The following is a 17,203-nucleotide window of genomic DNA, read 5'->3' as shown; positions in this document are numbered from 1 at the left end:
GCGACTGGAAAGCTGCTTATAACTAAAGTGCGGCTTTCCAGTCGCATTACTGTTTGCAAATCCGGTCTCATCTGCCGTATTTTGTGCGTATAAATTAAGACCCCCTGAAAATGAATTTTCCCGCAGAACTGAGTTATACGGAGGATCACGAATGGATTCGGATCGAAGATGATGGTACAGCAGTAGTTGGTATTACTGAATTCGCGCAGAATGAGTTGGGCGATATTATTTTCATTGATGTCAATACGGTAGGTCAATCACTCGGAAAGGGGGAAGTTTTTGGTGCAGTTGAGGCTGTTAAAACGGTATCAGACTTGTTTTTACCCATCGAAGGTGAAGTACTTGAGCTGAATCCAGCCATTGAGAAAAGCCCTGAATTATTAAATAGCGATCCGTATGGCGAAGGTTGGATTATTCGTCTGAAACCTGCCGATGCGGGAGCAAAGGATGGGTTATTAACCGCTGATGCCTACCGGGAATTGGTAGGTGCCTGATTCACTGAATAAACTAGTAGAAGGCTCCGTAAGGGGCCTTTTTTTAGATAATTACTTCACTCGCAGCCCTCTTCTCAAAAACGCAGAGGGAAATTTTCTATGCAATTTCTAATCCGTTCTGCCCGTGTTGTTGATACTGCATCGCCCCTGGATGGGCAGGTGGTTGATATTCTGGTTGAAAACGGCCTGATTCGTCAGCTTGGCCAAAACTTGTCTGTTGGTTCTGACTACAGGATCATTGAGTCGGACAATCTGCATGTGTCACCGGGTTGGGTCGATATGCGTGTATTGGCACAAGACCCTGGCTACGAGCATAAAGAAGACCTGACCAGCGTATGTAGGGCGGCAGCCGCCGGTGGTTTTACCGATATTGCCGTGTTGCCCAACACGCAGCCGGTAATAGACGATAAGGGAACGCTGGGGTACGTCCGACGAATGGCCGAAGGGCAACCTGTGAACGTTCATGTGATTGCGGCTGTAACAAAAAAAGCGGCTGGCGATGACTTTACGGAAATGCTGGACCTGCATCATGCCGGAGCCGTTGCGTTTTCTGATGGGACACACCCACTCCAGAATCCTGATCTGCTGCTCAAAACACTCCAATATCTGCAACCGATTAACGGCTTGCTCATGAATCGGCCCGAAGAGCAGCTACTGACTCGATTTGGCCAAATGCATGAAGGGATTCAAAGTACATTGCTTGGCCTCAAGGGAATGCCCGCTTTAGCGGAAGAGCTACTTGTTGAGCGCGATTTACGATTGCTGGACTACGTGCTCGGAGCCCGGAGCATGGAGCAGAGTGAAACAACAGCTTCAAATTCGCTGGGCGCTGGGCCCCGTGCTCCGAGCCCCCTGCACCCAGTATTACACTTCTCCACCCTATCTACTGCCCGGTCGGTTGAACTGATCCGGCAGGCGAAAGCACAGGGGATGCCTGTAAGTTGCGATGTGGCGGTTCACCAGTTAGTGTTTGATGACTCGGCCTTATCGGGTTTCGATACGAATTTAAAAGTAAACCCACCCTTTCGATCATCAACGGATGTGGCTGCCCTTTGGGCAGGCTTAGCTGATGGGACGATTGACGCAATTGTATCTGATCATTCACCCCAGGATGCCGAGAGTAAAAATCTGGAATTCGACCAAGCTGAATTTGGTATCATTGGGCTGGAAACGGTCTTTGCTGCCCTTGTAACGCACAATCAGGGCTTACCGCTGTTGCAACTCATAGAGAAACTCACGAGTAACCCCCGAGCCATTCTGCGACTACCGGACGTGACTATTGCCGAAGGACAGTCGGCCAGTCTGACGCTTTTTGACCCAACTGCTACCTGGCGCTATGAGCGTACGTTGTCAAAATCCAAGAACTCCCCGTTTCTGGGGCAATCATTCACGGGCCGCGTAGTCGGAACCGTACATCATGGCCAATTTAAGCCAACCACATGAAAAGTATTCTGAATTATTTTGGGCATCCGTTGTTGAAAATTCCGCTCCTGGCCGGATTGCTGACGGGTGTTTTGTGCTTTCTGTATTTTCTGGCTTTGTATGCCATTGGTATCCCCGCTCTGGGTAATATTCGGGTACTGGATTACGGCATTCATATCATTGTTATGGTGGCCACAGTCTGGTATTATCGAAAATATATTGGTCATGGTCGACTGCATTTGTGGGAAGGCCTGACCATTGGTTATGTTCTGAATACGGTTGCGGCTTTAGTAACGGGCTGGCTCATTTATCTGTTTGTGACTCAAATTGATCCGGGTGTATTTGCGGAATATATCGTTAACTCGAAGAAGCTATTACTGGATGGTAAGAAACAGCTTACAGACCAGTTTGGTCCTGAAACCTTTGCCGAGCAATGGGATAAAACGATCAAAATGACGCCGTCAGTCCTGCTTCCCGACGAACTGACGAAAAAAACAGCCTTAGCCGTGCTGCCTGTGCTTATTATTTCGCTTATTTTCCGAAAACAGGACTACAGCGTTTTACAGTAACGCACTATACTCATTTCCTCACGATCATGAATAACCAGACTTCTACCGCCCGTGTTGCCCTAAAATGGGGGCTTATAACTGGCATTACCTTGGTTCTCTACTCAACCATTCTGTATACACTCGATCAGGCAACTAACCGTGGGCTTAGTCTCGTTATTTATGGTATTCTGATTGTTGGTCTGATCCTGGGCATGCGCGAATACCGATCTGCCAATGAAGGGTATATGAGTTTTGGAGATGGTATGAGCCTGGGCACCCTGTTATCTGCCATTGCCGGGTTCCTATCGTCCTTGTTCACGATCTTTTATACGAACATTATTGATCCTGGCTTTCAGGAACGCTTAACCGAGCAGGTTCGTGAACAGATGGAAGAGCAAGGAAACATGTCTGATGAGCAGGTTGATCAGGCAGTTGACATGATGCAAAAATTTCAAAGCCCAGGGATAACATTTGCCGTTGGTATCTTCATGACCATTCTGATAGGTGTTATTTTCTCACTGGTTATAGCCGCTTTCATACGCAAAAACAAAACCAATCCGTTTGAATAGGGGAGTTGGTGAAGTAGTGGAGTTCGTGAAATGAGTTAGTAAGCTATGTTATTAACTTTACTTATTCCACTAACTCCACTACTTTACTAACTCCACTTACTTCACTGCTGACAAAAAAGTGCTGGCCATTTTTCGTAAAGAAATCAATCAATTCTTCTCATCGCCCATTGCTTATATAATCATGGGCGTGTTTCTGACAGCCGTTGGGTTGTTGCTGTGGGTGTTTCCTGATACAAGCCTGCTCGAAAATGGGTATGCCGATATGGGTACGTTTTTCAATCTGACACCCTATCTACTGTTATTTCTGGTACCTGCCATTACAATGCGTTCCATAGCCGATGAAGTGCGTTCGGGTACACTTGAATGGCTACTCACCAAACCTGTTAGTGGATGGGGTATTGTAGGTGGAAAATTCCTGGCGAGCTGGTTGCTTGTGGTTATCACGCTCCTGCCTACTTTAGTCTATTATTATTCCCTCTATCAACTCGGTTCACCAGTTGGCAATATCGACTCCGCCGGCGTATTTGGCTCATACCTTGGACTGGTGTTGCTGGCCGGTGTATTTGTCGCTATTGGCCTATGGGCATCATCATTTAATGATAACCAGGTAGTGGCCTTTGTACTGGGTGCGTTTTTCTGCTTTCTACTGTATGTTGGTCTCGGTGCTCTGGCAGGTTTATCATTGCTCGGCGGGTTATCGTACTACCTGTCATTGTTTGCGCTGGATGAACAGTATAGGGCGCTGGGCAGAGGAGTGATTGATAGTCGGAATGTTATTTATTTGCTTAGCTTACTTGTTTTGTTTCTCTTTTTGACGACCAATCGGCTAAAATCAACCTTATGAGAATTTCCTTAACTGTATTTCGATGGCTGGCTATTGTCTGGACCATCATCATGCTACTAGGCTGTCTTACTCCTCATGCTGATTTGCCGGGTGAATTGGTGACGTTTAATGATAAATTTATGCACGTCGTCATATTTGCCCCTTTTGCTCTATTATGGATATTAGCAGGTTTTCGGATGAGCTATGTGCTGGTTGCTGGAGTCTTGTTCGGGGGGCTTATTGAAGTATTACAGTACGTATTGCCCATCAACCGGAGTGCCGATTGGATTGATTTATTAGCCGATGCAGCGGGTACTGTTGTAGGGGTGTTTATGGCATGGGCCGTTCATAAAACGTACAAAACTATAGATTCGTAGTGTTACGTTTATAACACTACGAATCTGAAAGTCCTCTATTTTAAAGCCGTAGCCCGTTGTATACTGTTGCACTTGGCACCAATTACCTTATAAGCCTGAGAGTAGCCTAGTTCACCCGCCCGGCTCATGTCAATGCAGGCATTAGACTCATCCCCTGAATCATAGCGAATAATACCACGCAGATAATAGGCTTCCGCATGACGTGGATTCAATTTGATGGTACTGTTGCAATCAATCAGTGATCCTTTCTGATCGCCAAGCGATGAGCGAACCATTCCCCGTATGAAATAGGCTTCAGCGTTGGTAGGATTTAGCTCAACTGCTCGATTAAGGTCCTGTAGAGCCGATTTTCCTTCCCCATTCGAGTTTTTAAGAATACCTCGCACTAAATAGGCATCCGAGCGATCATCAGCTAATTCCGTTACCCGATAGCGATCCTGAACGATAGAACCAAAAAGTGACAACGTACTGGCCGTGATGAAGTCGCTGTAGTACGCTTTATTCTGATTGCTAACGGTCCCCATTTCAATAGACTTATCAATATCGGCAATAGCCTGTTTGGCACCGCCTGTGCGACTTTTACAGAACCCCCGGCTAAATAGCGCTTTATAGTGGGTAGGATTTAACTGTACCGTTTTATCAAAATCAGCCACGGCGTTCTCAAACTCACCCAGTCGGGTTTTTACCAAACCACGATGATAATAAAGCTCGGCTTCGTCTTTACTGAGTTCGATGGCTCGGTTAAAGTCGGCCATTGCACCTTTGTAATCTTCCAGTTTAAAACGAGCATAACCACGCCCGGCTAATGCCTGCGTTTTGTTAGGGGCCTTTTCAAGCGTAAGTGCAAAGTCAGCTAAAGCACCTTTATAGTCGTTCAATTGCATTTTGCAATTGCCACGAGCGGTTAGAATATTAACATCTGTCGGGGATAAGGTAGCTGCTTTATTGAAGTCGGCGAGTGCACTGTTAATATAGTTGATCTGTAATCGGCACAACCCCCGCTGGTAGTACAATAAGGCATCGGTGGGGTTGAGTTCAATGGCCCGATTAAAATCCTGCATAGCTCCCCGGAAGTCTTCCTGCCGAGTGCGATTTAAGCCACGGTAAAGATACGCATTGGCATCGCCAGGGTTAAGTTCAAGAGATTGGTCAAGATCAAGGTTGGCACCCTGAATGTCATTTAAACTAATTTTTGCTAAAGCACGGTTGTAGTAACTCGGTGCATTTTCAGGGTTAAGAATAATAGCTGTGGAAAAGGCCTGTAAAGCACCGGGATAATCTTTCGCATTGCTCTTCTGAATACCTTCGTTAAAGTAGTCGGCAGCTGTTTGCTGGGCAGAAGATAGCCTGGTTATTAAACAAAAAACAAGAATTAGGACAGTTACGGACAATTTTTGCATGATTATGAATGGATTAGGTTAGCAAGGGACTATTCGGGGGAAAATATAATTATTATTTGTAGCTAAATTGTGTTGTAGGGTGAAAATGTTGTTATCTATTATGATTTTAGATTAATCTACGGCCCTTTTAGCTGGCAGATTTGTTAGCTTTTAACAATACCTAAAGACGTGCTCAATTTTGAAAATAGGTGGTTAATTAACCGCTAAAAGCTGTAGAAAAGGAGTAGGGGAAAACGTCAATTTTACCACTCAAACTATTGGTTGTTATGCATATTGGATTCATTGGCTTAGGCAAAATGGGGTTTAACCTCGTCAGTAACTTAGTAAAGCATGGCCATACGGTTGTTGGTTATGATATTAACCCAACTCTGGTTGAAGGCGTTAAGAATGAAGGTGCCCAGGGCGCTAACACCTTGCCAGAACTTTATAATGCATTGCCGGAGAAGCGCGTACTATGGCTGATGATTCCGGCTGGACCGCTGATTGATACGGTTATTGAGCAACTACTGGTTGTTATGCAGCCGGGCGATGTTATTATTGATGGTGGTAACTCTCACTATAAGGATTCAATTCGACGGCATGATTATCTAAAACAAAAAGGCATTGGCTTCCTGGATTGTGGAACTAGTGGCGGCATCAGTGGCGCATTACACGGAGCCTGCACTATGGTAGGTGGCGATCCAGACGTTATTGAGCCACTCCATGGCGTGTTTCAGGCTATATCTGTGGAAGATGGTTATTTATACACGGGTCCGGCAGGTAGCGGACACTTTACCAAAATGGTCCATAATGGAATCGAATATGGGATGATGCAGTCTATTGCTGAGGGGTTTGAAGTATTGGAAAAAAGTCCGTTCCCGTTTGATTTTGAAGCTGTGGCCAAAATGTGGAGTCATGGCTCGGTCATTCGCGGCTGGCTAATGGAGTTAACTGAACATGCCTTTAGTAAAGACCCAAAACTAGACGCTATCAAAGGTCGAATGTTTTCTTCTGGCGAAGGGAAATGGACGCTTGAAACAGCTCTTGATCTGGGTGTGCCAACACCCGTAATGGCGCTGGCCTTGATGACTCGTTATCGTTCTTTACAGGATGATACGTTTACCGGGAAAGTAGTGGCAGCGCTACGAAATGAATTCGGTGGGCATGCCGTCGAGAAAAAATAAATTTTCTCCTAACGAGAAATATTTAAATCCAGTTCCGTTTTTTTTCGTTAGTATTACACAAAGGTTCGGGTCGTTTCAATTTCGCTATGAACGATAATTGAAACGACCCGTTTTTTGTTTAACTATCTCTTAACCACCGTACCTGTTGCATGAAGTTATTGAGCACTATTCAGGACCCTACCTTTACTGTAGGCAATTATAATCGACTGGATCGTTTTTTTCTCCAGTTTATTAAAGACGAACGCGACTTACCCTTTATTTATCTCACCATCCGCATTTGTCTGACGCTCATTCCACTCAGTGTACTCTTATTTATGCCTTTTTTGACAGGATGGGCTTGGTGGGCAGTGGCAGCGCTTCATTTTATCTTTAGTAATCTAGGCATTAAAGGCCCTTTTGGACTGATGTTGCACTGTACGAGCCATCGGCAGTTTTTCAAAACGGAGTATGACTGGATGAATAAGTTTCTGCCCTGGATACTGGCTCCGTTTTTTGGTCATACACCTGAAACATACTATAGTCACCATATTGGAATGCACCATCCTGAAAATAACCTCGAAGAGGATGATAGCAGCACGATGACGTATCAGCGAGATAGCTTTTGGAGTTTTATGGCTTATTTCGGCCGTTTTTTTGCAATTGGCGTGCGAAACCTGCTGAATTACCTTCGCCAGAAAAATCGCCCGAAATTGGCTACCCGCGCCTTAACCGGTGAGATTATATTCACCATTGTTTGTGTTGGTCTGTGCTTCATAAACTGGAAGGCTACGTTTTTGGTGTTCATTTTTCCGCTCTTTATCTATCGGTTCATTGCTATGCTGGGCAACTGGACGCAACACTCATTCGTGGATTTCGAAGACCCAGGTAATGCCTATAAAAACAGTATTACCTGCATTAATGTGCGGTATAACAAAAAATGCTGGAATGATGGCTACCATATCAGTCATCATGTTCGACCTGCCATGCACTGGACCGAACACCCAACCTTTTTTCTGAAAACTAAAGATAAATATGCTCAAAATCAGGCTGTTGTTTTCGATGGTATAGATTTTGGGCAAGTTTTCTTCCTGCTGATGTTTAAGAAATACGATGTATTAGCTCGAAATATGGTTAATATCAACAATGCCTTTGCTGATGATCAGGAAGCAATTGCCCTACTTCGAAAGCGTACGCAGCGAATTCCATTGAAGACTGTGGTTCCCGCCATGCCACAAGTGTCAGTTGTGGCTGCATAAGCATCCATTTTATAAACACAGAGGCACCGAGAATATAGAGTGATAAATAATACTCTGTGTTCTCGGTGCCTCTGTGTTAAGTTTAACTGCTTGCCGTACCTAACTATTCCCTCCGTCAATCTGCCTTTCAATAATCTGCTGGATGTCAACTGGTACATTGGACAGAAAGTCGTAGCCGGTTAGATTTTCGAGTTCATCAATACTGGTTAGGTAAGCACGCCAGGGTTTGTCGGCAGCCGTCTGATTATTAGGAATATTTACCGCAATCACTCGGGTGTTGGCTGTGATCTGAAATGTATTGTCAGTACCGGAAGGTACTACCACCAGTATCTTCCATAAGGAGGCTGGAACGGTTAGTTTCCCATTGGCCAGCGTGGTTGCAAAACCATTCTGGCCAATGCCACCAGTACCAGCTACTCCGGCAATAATATAGACATCGTTACCGTTCGACATTAGTTGTCGTTCATAGTCTTCTAAACTTTTCCAGACTTCCCGATTGTGCCTTGGCGCTTGTGGCACGATGTTGGATAGGAGGAAGGTGGCGGCATTATCCTCGGGCGTTATGTCGCGGTCGTCGGATGGACAAAGGTGGCCCCGGTCGAAGCCGGTATTGGTATAATCTGACGGGCGGGCAGCGTACCAACCCGTTGGTAATGAAGGGTCTGGCCGGAACTCAGTTGTTCGTTTGGCATCGCCTTTCCAGGATGGGCTTAGGCGCCAGCTTACCCAGTTTGCAATGCCCCGGACACGACTATAGGACAGTATGTATTGCGGGCGACTGATGAGGTAATTGTTGGGATTACTGGCCGATGCTCCACTCGGATTGCCGAGAGCAAGGTTGTTGGCACGATTGAGAGGAGCCGTAACTGTAGGTGTTGCGGACACTGTTGGACGAACCGTCAGACAACCGTTCAGCAGGAGCCCCAGACTGACCGCTAAAATAATAGTTTTGAACGGATGATGAAGTTGGATTGATTTTGCTGACATTCTTACGGAACTTTACGATCAATCCATAAATGTAGTAATTCTCTACGTAGCTAATTCGTAAATCTGACTGGGGAATTTAACTGACCTAAAATAGACGAGTACCTGCTGTTATGGCTAAAAAAAAGCAACCATCTGGCTACGAGAATCCTCGCTCGGCAGCTTCCAAACCCACACCAAACACGACACCGGGAACCGTGCGGCCCAGCGCAACTCGCCCAGTTGATACTGCCCAGCGTGCCCCCGTGCGTCCAACTGTAACAAAACCTGCTGAAACGCCTGAACTCCCTATTGAGAGACGGCCTGTGGCGTGGTGGCCACCTGCTATTTTGGCGTTACTCGGGTTTGCTTTATACATAAACACATTTGGGCATCAATATGCGCTGGACGATATAGCTGCTGTTGGGCAGAACTTATTCGTAAAAAAAGGCCTTGCCGGTATTCCCGACTTATTGCGCACGGAATTTTGGCACTTTAGTAATATTTCGCTAGGCTATTATCGTCCGCTTTCGCTCATCACCTTTGCGATGGAGCAAGAATATTTTAAAGATAATCCTAACATCAGCCACATGATTAATGCGGGGCTGTATGGAGTAACCGGCTTAATTGTCGGTGTATTATTACAGAAATGGCTGACCAACCAAACGATCACCGCATTTTTGATCGGATTAGTTTTTATTGCCCATCCACTTCACACGGAGATTGTTGCCAACATTAAAGGCCGCGATGAAATTCTGAGTTTCCTGTTTATTTCGCTGATGCTGCTTTCCTACTGGAAGCATCTGGAATCCGATTCTCCGTTCTGGTTCAAAGGGCCTGTCAATGACTGGCCGTTAGGCGGCATACTGGGACTCTTTTCTGTTGTAGGAGGCTGGGTTATTGGCAGTAGCTTGATGGTGAATACCTTAGGCAGTACAGCGGGTGGTATACTAGGTGTACTGATTATGGGAGCTCTATCGGGAAGCTGGCTGGGTCTTGCCTGTGCATCGCTCTACTTTGCCTTTCTCTCGAAAGAATCATCCATTGTGAGTCTGGCCTTAATTCCAGCTATGCAATATTGGTTTGCCCGTCGGAATGTCTGGCAATCACTCATTAGTTTATGGCCATTCCTGATTGTTACAGCGCTGTTTTTCTACCAGAAGCAGAAAATGATTGGTACCCTTAGTGGTACTCCGCCTATTGACTGGGCTAACTACCCATACGCCATTGAGAAGACCCAGAAGTCGACCATGTTTAAGTTTCTGGAATACTACCTGCGTTTGCTTATTTTACCGCACCCGTTGGTATACGACTATTCCTATAACGTTATCCCATCGGGCGGTAAGGGCGATATACTGACATGGGCTGGCTTTTTTACGTTCATAGGGTTGGTTTGGCTGGCCTGGAAAGGATTTATGAAACGTACCCTTTGGGGCTTTGGTATCGTCTGGTTTTTTGTAACTATGGCACCTGGTCTGGGCTTTATCTGGTTCCGGGGTGGTATTTTTGCCGAACGTTTCTCCTATGCGGCTGTTATGGGATTTGGCTTTATACTCGTCTGGGCTTTACAAAAACTACTCGTCCGCAACTCAGAAAGTTCGCCCAAACCGATACTGGTCCGCTATGCGCCGTTGTTAGGTCTGATGGCCGTCGTGGCTGGGTTATATTCCTTCAAAACTGTTGAGCGTAACCGTGATTGGGAAAATAACTTTGTCCTTTTCAATTCAGCACTTCCTTATGCGCCCAATAGCTGTCAGGTGCAACGTCATGTAGCCAATGAGTGGATTGAAAAAGGACTGAAAGATCGCGCCAAGGCCGATTCTATTGCCAACGCCACAAACGCTCTTAAGCCGAAGCCTACTGTGGAACAGATCAAGAAGGCTCAAACATTAATCGATACGAATATCGCGCATGCTAACAAGCATGGCCGCTGGGCACTCGATCACCTACAGGAATCAACCCGGATTTACCCCAGCTTTGGTGAAGCTTATTTTTCGATGGCCTATGTGTTCCAGAAAATTACGCCCAACGTCGACTCGGCTAAATACTATTATAAGCAGACGATTCGTGCTGCCAATGCCTATGCACCGGCCTATAACAACCTCGGCGTGATTTACCAGGGTGAGGGACAGACACAGAACAACCGGCAGAAACTTGAACTGGCATCCTACTACTATAACCGCTCAATGATAGTGAACCCGGCCTATGTAGATGGACAGAATAACCGGGCAAACTTACTTAAAGCCTTTGGCATCGATGTGAAAGTGTTGCCCGATTCGATTATCAATAAGTATTAGTCCACAACTTGTAGATTTTTCTAGAAAAGCCTGTTTTTTTAAGAAAACAGGCTTTTTGCTTTGCATATATCTTAAAATCTGTAAAGAGAATAAATGGCTATCGAACGCACCCGTACAAAGATGCATGCATACAAAATGAAGGTGGCATACTTATTGGTATGTACTTTTTGTTGAAGTTTGTTAACTATTGGGTGCATGCTATCTATATACAGAGTACTTGTAAATTCATATATCCTGCTGATTGTCAGTCTGATTGGTATACTCAGAATTTGGGCAGGTGAAGCTAAAGCGCAGTCAGTCCGACTGAGTCCGCTTATACCAACGCCCAGAGCAACGTTTGTCCCAACTCCGCCCAATCAAAAAGGATATTGGAATATTGACGTCGTTGGCGATTTCTATCTGCCTGCTAGTAAATCCGTAACCTTCAATGGTGCTGGGCGGAATTTACATGTTCAGCAGGATTGGGAAAAACTGTTCCGACGTGGCTTTACGGCGATCGAACGCACCCGAATGACTTTTGATGAGCAGCGAATTCCAATCTACAATGAGAAACCCCTTGGATGGAAAAGTCGCCTGAAACAAAGCCAGCGGGCAATGATTGTGGTTAGGAACCACTTTTATTATCCACCGACTAATGAATTCAATCTGCTGTGGACTAAAGATCGAAATTACGCTCCATACACCTACTTTGTTCGGCCTCCAGGGGATCTTACTAGCAAGAATAGCCTCAGAGCGGCAATGGATCAGTTGAGTGATGGCTGTAGGACATTTGGCGATTGTCCACCGACCGGGGAAATAAGTACCTATGGCCGTATTTTTTTAGATGTAGAAGATGATGGAATTCCTGTAACAACGAGCCAACAGGAGCAAGTTAATTTATTCGTGTTTATGGCGGCTTCCCTGCGTACTGTTTCCAGTGCCACTACCGAAATAGGCTCCATTGAACCAGTACCTCACAATAATTTTGGTTTTACACGCTATGCCGACTATTCGGCCGGACCCGATTGGCTGTGGGCTACCCCCGCCCAGCACACGCCTGCCAATCCAGGCTTATCTATTCTGTCTTCTCAGGATCGGGGTATGCCCGACAGCATAGTAGGGAAATCATTTTCCGATTACGTAGACTTTCAAATGCCTGGCGTGTATAACCGGTCACCTGCCTTCGATTATGCGGCCTCGCACACAGGTGAGCAGGAAACCCATTGGCTGGCCGGGGTATTAGGCGAGCAGGAAGTAAATAGCGCCCTATCGTCTAAAAAACGCATTGCCTGGCAGTGGATGTTCAATACCCAGAGCGGAGACCCTGGCGATAGCCCCAAAGCCGACCATGCCGCTCCACCTGCCGTTGCCGAAGGAACGGCTATATTCTATTGGTTTACCGGGGCCGATGGTGTGCTGTTTTGGGATGATATAGTCGATTTAACACCTAACCAGACTATCCTTCCTGATAGCGATCCGGAGAAAGGCGTAGGTAATGATCGAAACTATGCCTGTTATGAACATTATTTACATGGCCTGTGGCGGCTTTTCTATCATCACCGGGATCTATTTAATGGGCGCGAAACCTACCTGAACCAACGAACTGAATGCTCTTTTGATAATGGACAAACCTGGCATCAATACAACGCGGGCGACCTTAAACGAAATAGTTTGCCATTTGCCCGAGCTATTGTAAATGGGGATCAGATTCTGATTGCTGCCCACAATCCTTATGCAACCCCCGATAAAAAAATAGCTATGCAGGTTCGATATACCGAAGGTGGTTACGAATTTGTTACTGAAATTAATCTGACTGGCGATGAAATTTTTTTAGGGCGGGCTACGATGCCAAAAGTTAAACGAATTGCTGTGGCAGTATGCAATAATTGCCCTAAATAGAGAAAGAAGATCGCTGAGCAATCACTTCTTAAATTGATGAACAGCCCAGCGAACGATGCCTGCAAGCATCAGCGCAAGGCAACCCAACACAATAAGCTGCCAGATCAAAAGTCCGGCGTCTGGAGTTAATAAATTCATTTCGCGTTTCTTTTTAGGAATAGTCGGCCATCAACTCCTGTAAAATCTTCTGGGCTGCCACTGAAATTACGGTGCCTGGTCCAAACACACCTTTTACGCCTGCATCATACAGAAACTGGTAATCCTGAGCCGGAATAACTCCTCCCGCAATAACGATGATATCGTCGCGGCCGATTTTCGTTAACTCCTCAATCAGTTGTGGTACCAGGGTTTTGTGCCCTGCGGCCAGGCTTGATACGCCGACAATATGCACATCGTTTTCGGCAGCTTGTCGGGCTACTTCGGCGGGCGTCTGGAAAAGGGGACCCATATCGACATCGAAGCCTAAATCGGCAAAGCTGGTGGCAATCACTTTAGCGCCCCGGTCGTGTCCATCCTGTCCCATTTTGGCTACCAGAATTCGTGGCCGACGACCATCGAGTTCAGCAAAGCGATCGCTCATTTCGCGGGCAAGCCGGAAATTCTCATCGTCGGATACTTCGGCAGAGTAAATTCCTGACACGGCCCGAATTGTGGCCTTGTGTCGGCCAAAAGCTTTTTCCATAGCGTCAGAAATTTCGCCGAGGGTAGCACGGTGGCGAGCCGCTTCAATAGCCAGGGCGAGGAGGTTTTTAGCAGGGAGCAGGGGGCTCGGGGCAGGGGTAGGCTGGGGTTCCAGTGAGCTAAATGCAGCCTCTGTTAAAGCGGCCAGCGCTTGTTCAACCTGTTTCGTATTCCGGGTCTCCTTGATCACTGTTAGTCGTTTGATCTGGCTTTCGCGCACCGCCTGATTATCAATGTCGAGTAAGTCAATGCTGGTTTCGGTTTCGGGTTTGTACCGATTGACGCCTACAATAACATCTTTTCCCGAGTCGATACGTGCCTGCTTGCGAGCGGCAGCTTCTTCAATGCGGAGTTTGGGGAGGCCCGTTTCAATGGCTTTTGTCATGCCCCCTAACTGTTCAACTTCCTCCATTAACGCCCATGCTTTATCGACTAATTCTTTGGTCAGAAACTCAACGTAATACGAGCCGCCCCAGGGATCAACAGCGCGGGTAATGTCGGTTTCGTGTTGAAGATACAATTGCGTGTTGCGGGCAATTCGAGCCGAAAAGTCGGTCGGGAGCGCAATGGCTTCATCCAGCGAGTTTGTATGAAGACTCTGGGTGCCACCCAGTACAGCGGCAAGTGCTTCGATGGTTGTCCGGGCTACATTGTTAAAGGGGTCTTGTTCGGTCAGGCTGTAGCCCGAGGTCTGGCAGTGTGTGCGTAACGCCAGCGATTTTGAATTTTTGGGTTCAAATTGCTTCACAATTTTCGCCCAAAGTAACCGACCAGCGCGCAGTTTGGCAATCTCCATGAAGTGATTCATCCCGATCCCCCAGAAGAACGACAGACGAGGGGCAAAGTCGTCGATACTCATGCCTGCCCGTAGTCCTGTGCGTATGTACTCAAGCCCATCGGCCAGGGTATAGGCCAGTTCGAGTTGGGCGGGTGCGCCCGCTTCATGCATGTGATAGCCGCTGATGCTGATGGAGTTGAACTTCGGCATATGCTGGCTGGTGTATGCGAAAATATCACCAACGATGCGCATAGAGGGTTCGGGTGGATAGATATACGTATTCCGCACCATAAACTCCTTCAAGATGTCGTTTTGAATAGTGCCTGAGAGCTTTTCGGGCGGTACGCCCTGTTCTTCTGCCGCTACGATATAAAATGCCATAATGGGCAGTACGGCCCCGTTCATGGTCATCGACACCGACATCTGATCCAGGGGGATCTGATCGAAGAGGATTTTCATGTCTTCGACCGAGTCAATGGCTACGCCCGCTTTGCCTACATCGCCCACTACGCGCGGGTGGTCGGAGTCGTATCCTCGGTGGGTGGCTAAATCGAACGCAACGGAAAGCCCCTTTTGGCCACCCGCCAGATTGCGTCGGTAGAAGGCATTCGACTCCTCGGCGGTTGAGAATCCCGCATATTGCCGGACAGTCCAGGGTTGGCGGACGTACATACTGGCGTAAGGCCCCCGTAAAAAAGGAGGAATTCCGGCTGCGTACTGTAGATGACCAGCGCTGAAAACGTCGGCAACCGTAAAGCGGGATTTGAGTTTGATTCCTTCGGCGGTAGTGTAAGGCACAGAGGCATTGGGTTTGCTGGGAAGTCCCTGCTCCCTGCTCGCAGCCTCTTGCTCGGTTATTGTGTTGAAATCGGGTCTCATGCTGTATGGATTTACTCAAACGCCTGCGCCAGTCGTTGATTGGGCAATAAACCTTCCTTATGTTCAGACCCCTTATACGGTTGATCTCCGGGTTCATCGGAGCGGAACTTCGTTACGCCTACCAGCACCTTTCCGTTTCGTACTGCCTCTACTTTCGCCTGATAGGCTTGCTCAAGCTCAGTTGAAATGAACCCACTCGCTAACGCCTTCGCAAACCCGCCTTGCTGTTCAACATCCAGAAATAAGGTCCAGGCAGTTTCTGTTAGCTGCTGTGTCAAATTCTCAATGTAATACGACCCTGCCGATGGGTCGGCTACTCGGTCTAAATAACTCTCATCTTTCAACAGCAGTGAAACGTTCCGGGCAATCCGTTCGGAGAAATCACGGTTTGCCTTTTCCTGATCTGTCATTTCGGCTGATCGACCTAAAACGGTATCATACGGATGAATCGTTAGTACATCACATCCACCGATAACGGCAGCCATCGATTCGGTAGTTGCCCGAAGCAAATTGGTATAGGGCGTGGCGGTAGTGTCGTAAAAAGTAGAGGTTTGGGCGTGGATGACTACTGGATAATGACTACTGGATAATGGATAATGGGTAATGAAGCGACTAAAAAGCACCCGTAATGCACGAAGCTTGGCAATTTCAAGAAAGTAACTCGTTCCGACAGAAAGTGAAATGATCGTTTTCGGAATGAGTTGATCAATCGTTAGTCCTTCATTGGTCAACAGGTCGTAGCTATCGGCCAGTGAAGCCAGTGTAAAGGCCAGTTCCTGTGTGGCTGTGGCCCCGGCATTATGGAAGTCATGGCTGCTGGCGCAGACCGTCCGGAACTGGGGCGAGTCGGCGGTTAGTCGCGTCACTTCGGCCGTGGTTATATCCGTGTTTGTGAGCAAACCTCCTTTAAGCTGGTAGGGCGCAACGGTTTTTAACGAACGAATCAAATCGACCCAGTTGATGCCTCCTGTTTCGGCACTGAGACGAAAAAAAACAGGCGTTTCACTAAGTTTAATGCCATTCAACAAAGGCATTAAATCGGGTCCTTTGGCTAACGTAAGCACCAGGGCATCGGCTCCACGGGTAAGCGTATCCCGAAGCCGGATATTATCCGCTTTTTCATTGGCAATAAATCGTTCTGGGGCAGTAAGCCAGCCCGGAACCTGCTTCTGAGCTTCCTGAATCGTGGCTAAGGGTAGGTCGGAAAGATCAGCGGCAGTATAGTAGGGTTCCAGCGTGAAGCCCTCGTCTGTATGCCAGCGAAGGGTCTCGTAAGCGCCCTCGGTTTTTAATTCTTTCTGAACCTGCGCCTGCCAGGCCGATTTGTCGGTAGCCGGAAATAAGGACGAAGAAGGTGGCTCCATCAGCTATGGTTGAAATGATATATAGGTAAAAGTAATCTATAAATTCGAACACGATACAACCCCTGACCATTATCAGCAATGTTGGACCAGGTGCTGTAATCCAGCAAGACAACTAGGAACCGCTTATACCATTTTTAGTAGCCGTAAACGGAAAGTTAAAAAAAAGCGATGGCCTAGAAGTTGGAAATACGCAGGTGTATAACCTTCTATATCAACTAAAGATTACAGCTACAGCCAGTCTGTAAAGTAGGGAATGCCGGCTTAAAATTGTACACTTGATTAAGTGTCTATATTTTTATTGGTCAATTCACACGTTCTGTTTTGAACATGCT

Annotated in this window: 14 protein-coding genes; 10 read left to right on the top strand and 4 right to left on the bottom strand. The window is 46.9% G+C overall.

Annotated features, from left to right (window positions below; genetic code table 11):
* The first annotated feature begins 110 nt into the window (after window positions 1-110).
* The 6 genes from gcvH to EXU85_RS30645 all read left to right on the top strand — a co-directional run bounded on the left by gcvH (window position 111) and on the right by EXU85_RS30645 (window position 4,233).
* Entirely contained in the window at window positions 111-494 is a 384-nt protein-coding gene (gene gcvH / locus EXU85_RS30670; protein ID WP_142775733.1) for a glycine cleavage system protein GcvH, read from the top strand.
* 99 nt (window positions 495-593) lie between these two features.
* Entirely contained in the window at window positions 594-1,937 is a 1,344-nt protein-coding gene (locus EXU85_RS30665) for a dihydroorotase family protein (RefSeq protein WP_142775732.1), read from the top strand.
* A complete protein-coding gene (locus tag EXU85_RS30660; protein WP_142775731.1) occupies window positions 1,934-2,485 on the top strand; it encodes a DUF4199 domain-containing protein in 552 nt (183 codons plus the stop codon). Before EXU85_RS30665 ends, EXU85_RS30660 begins: the two co-directional genes overlap by 4 nt.
* Before the next feature lie 26 nt (window positions 2,486-2,511).
* Window positions 2,512-3,033: a DUF4199 domain-containing protein gene (locus EXU85_RS30655; RefSeq protein WP_142775730.1), complete on the top strand. Its 522-nt coding sequence runs from the start codon at window positions 2,512-2,514 to the stop codon at window positions 3,031-3,033.
* Window positions 3,034-3,151: 118 nt separating this feature from the next.
* The gene (gldF, locus tag EXU85_RS30650) at window positions 3,152-3,877 is read left to right on the top strand and encodes a gliding motility-associated ABC transporter permease subunit GldF (RefSeq protein WP_142775729.1); all 726 of its coding nucleotides are present in this window, start codon (window positions 3,152-3,154) and stop codon (window positions 3,875-3,877) included.
* Window positions 3,874-4,233 carry a VanZ family protein gene (locus tag EXU85_RS30645; RefSeq protein WP_142775728.1) on the top strand — a complete coding sequence of 120 codons (360 nt, stop codon included), beginning with the start codon at window positions 3,874-3,876 and terminating at the stop codon, window positions 4,231-4,233. The genes gldF and EXU85_RS30645 overlap by 4 nt, the downstream gene beginning before the upstream one ends.
* Window positions 4,234-4,268: 35 nt before the next feature.
* Here the strand turns inward: EXU85_RS30645 and EXU85_RS30640 are convergent, their stop codons facing one another.
* Window positions 4,269-5,633 carry a tetratricopeptide repeat protein gene (locus tag EXU85_RS30640; RefSeq protein ID WP_142775727.1) on the bottom strand — a complete coding sequence of 455 codons (1,365 nt, stop codon included), beginning with the start codon at window positions 5,631-5,633 and terminating at the stop codon, window positions 4,269-4,271.
* 266 nt (window positions 5,634-5,899) lie between these two features.
* Here EXU85_RS30640 and gnd point away from each other — a divergent pair, with 266 nt between their 5' ends.
* Together gnd and EXU85_RS30630 are read left to right on the top strand one after the other, a co-directional pair.
* Window positions 5,900-6,796, top strand: coding sequence for a phosphogluconate dehydrogenase (NAD(+)-dependent, decarboxylating) (gnd, locus tag EXU85_RS30635; protein ID WP_142775726.1), 897 nt, complete (start codon window positions 5,900-5,902; stop codon window positions 6,794-6,796).
* A 149-nt stretch (window positions 6,797-6,945) separates the two neighbouring features.
* Entirely contained in the window at window positions 6,946-8,031 is a 1,086-nt protein-coding gene (locus tag EXU85_RS30630; RefSeq protein WP_142775725.1) for a fatty acid desaturase, read from the top strand.
* A gap of 99 nt (window positions 8,032-8,130) precedes the next feature.
* Here the strand turns inward: EXU85_RS30630 and EXU85_RS30625 are convergent, their stop codons facing one another.
* Window positions 8,131-9,018, bottom strand: coding sequence for a DNA/RNA non-specific endonuclease (locus EXU85_RS30625; protein WP_142775724.1), 888 nt, complete (start codon window positions 9,016-9,018; stop codon window positions 8,131-8,133).
* Window positions 9,019-9,128: 110 nt separating this feature from the next.
* On the opposite strand from EXU85_RS30625, the gene EXU85_RS30620 reads away from it, so the two are divergent.
* Together EXU85_RS30620 and EXU85_RS30615 are read left to right on the top strand one after the other, a co-directional pair.
* On the top strand, window positions 9,129-11,291 hold the full coding sequence (locus tag EXU85_RS30620; RefSeq protein ID WP_142775723.1) for a tetratricopeptide repeat protein: 2,163 nt from the start codon (window positions 9,129-9,131) through the stop codon (window positions 11,289-11,291).
* Window positions 11,292-11,486: 195 nt separating this feature from the next.
* Complete coding sequence (locus EXU85_RS30615; RefSeq protein WP_142775722.1) at window positions 11,487-13,169, top strand: hypothetical protein; 1,683 nt, start codon at window positions 11,487-11,489, stop codon at window positions 13,167-13,169.
* Between the two features lie 151 nt (window positions 13,170-13,320).
* Here the strand turns inward: EXU85_RS30615 and scpA are convergent, their stop codons facing one another.
* Together scpA and EXU85_RS30605 are read right to left on the bottom strand one after the other, a co-directional pair.
* Window positions 13,321-15,507: a methylmalonyl-CoA mutase gene (gene scpA, locus EXU85_RS30610; protein ID WP_142775721.1), complete on the bottom strand. Its 2,187-nt coding sequence runs from the start codon at window positions 15,505-15,507 to the stop codon at window positions 13,321-13,323.
* A gap of 11 nt (window positions 15,508-15,518) precedes the next feature.
* Window positions 15,519-16,871: a methylmalonyl-CoA mutase family protein gene (locus EXU85_RS30605; RefSeq protein ID WP_142775720.1), complete on the bottom strand. Its 1,353-nt coding sequence runs from the start codon at window positions 16,869-16,871 to the stop codon at window positions 15,519-15,521.
* Window positions 16,872-17,203: the final 332 nt, after the last annotated feature.

This window comes from Spirosoma sp. KCTC 42546, from assembly GCF_006965485.1.
Lineage (GTDB): Bacteria > Bacteroidota > Bacteroidia > Cytophagales > Spirosomataceae > Spirosoma.
The sequence above is the reverse complement of the archived record's forward strand: the minus strand, read 5'-3'. Positions and strand labels throughout refer to the sequence as shown.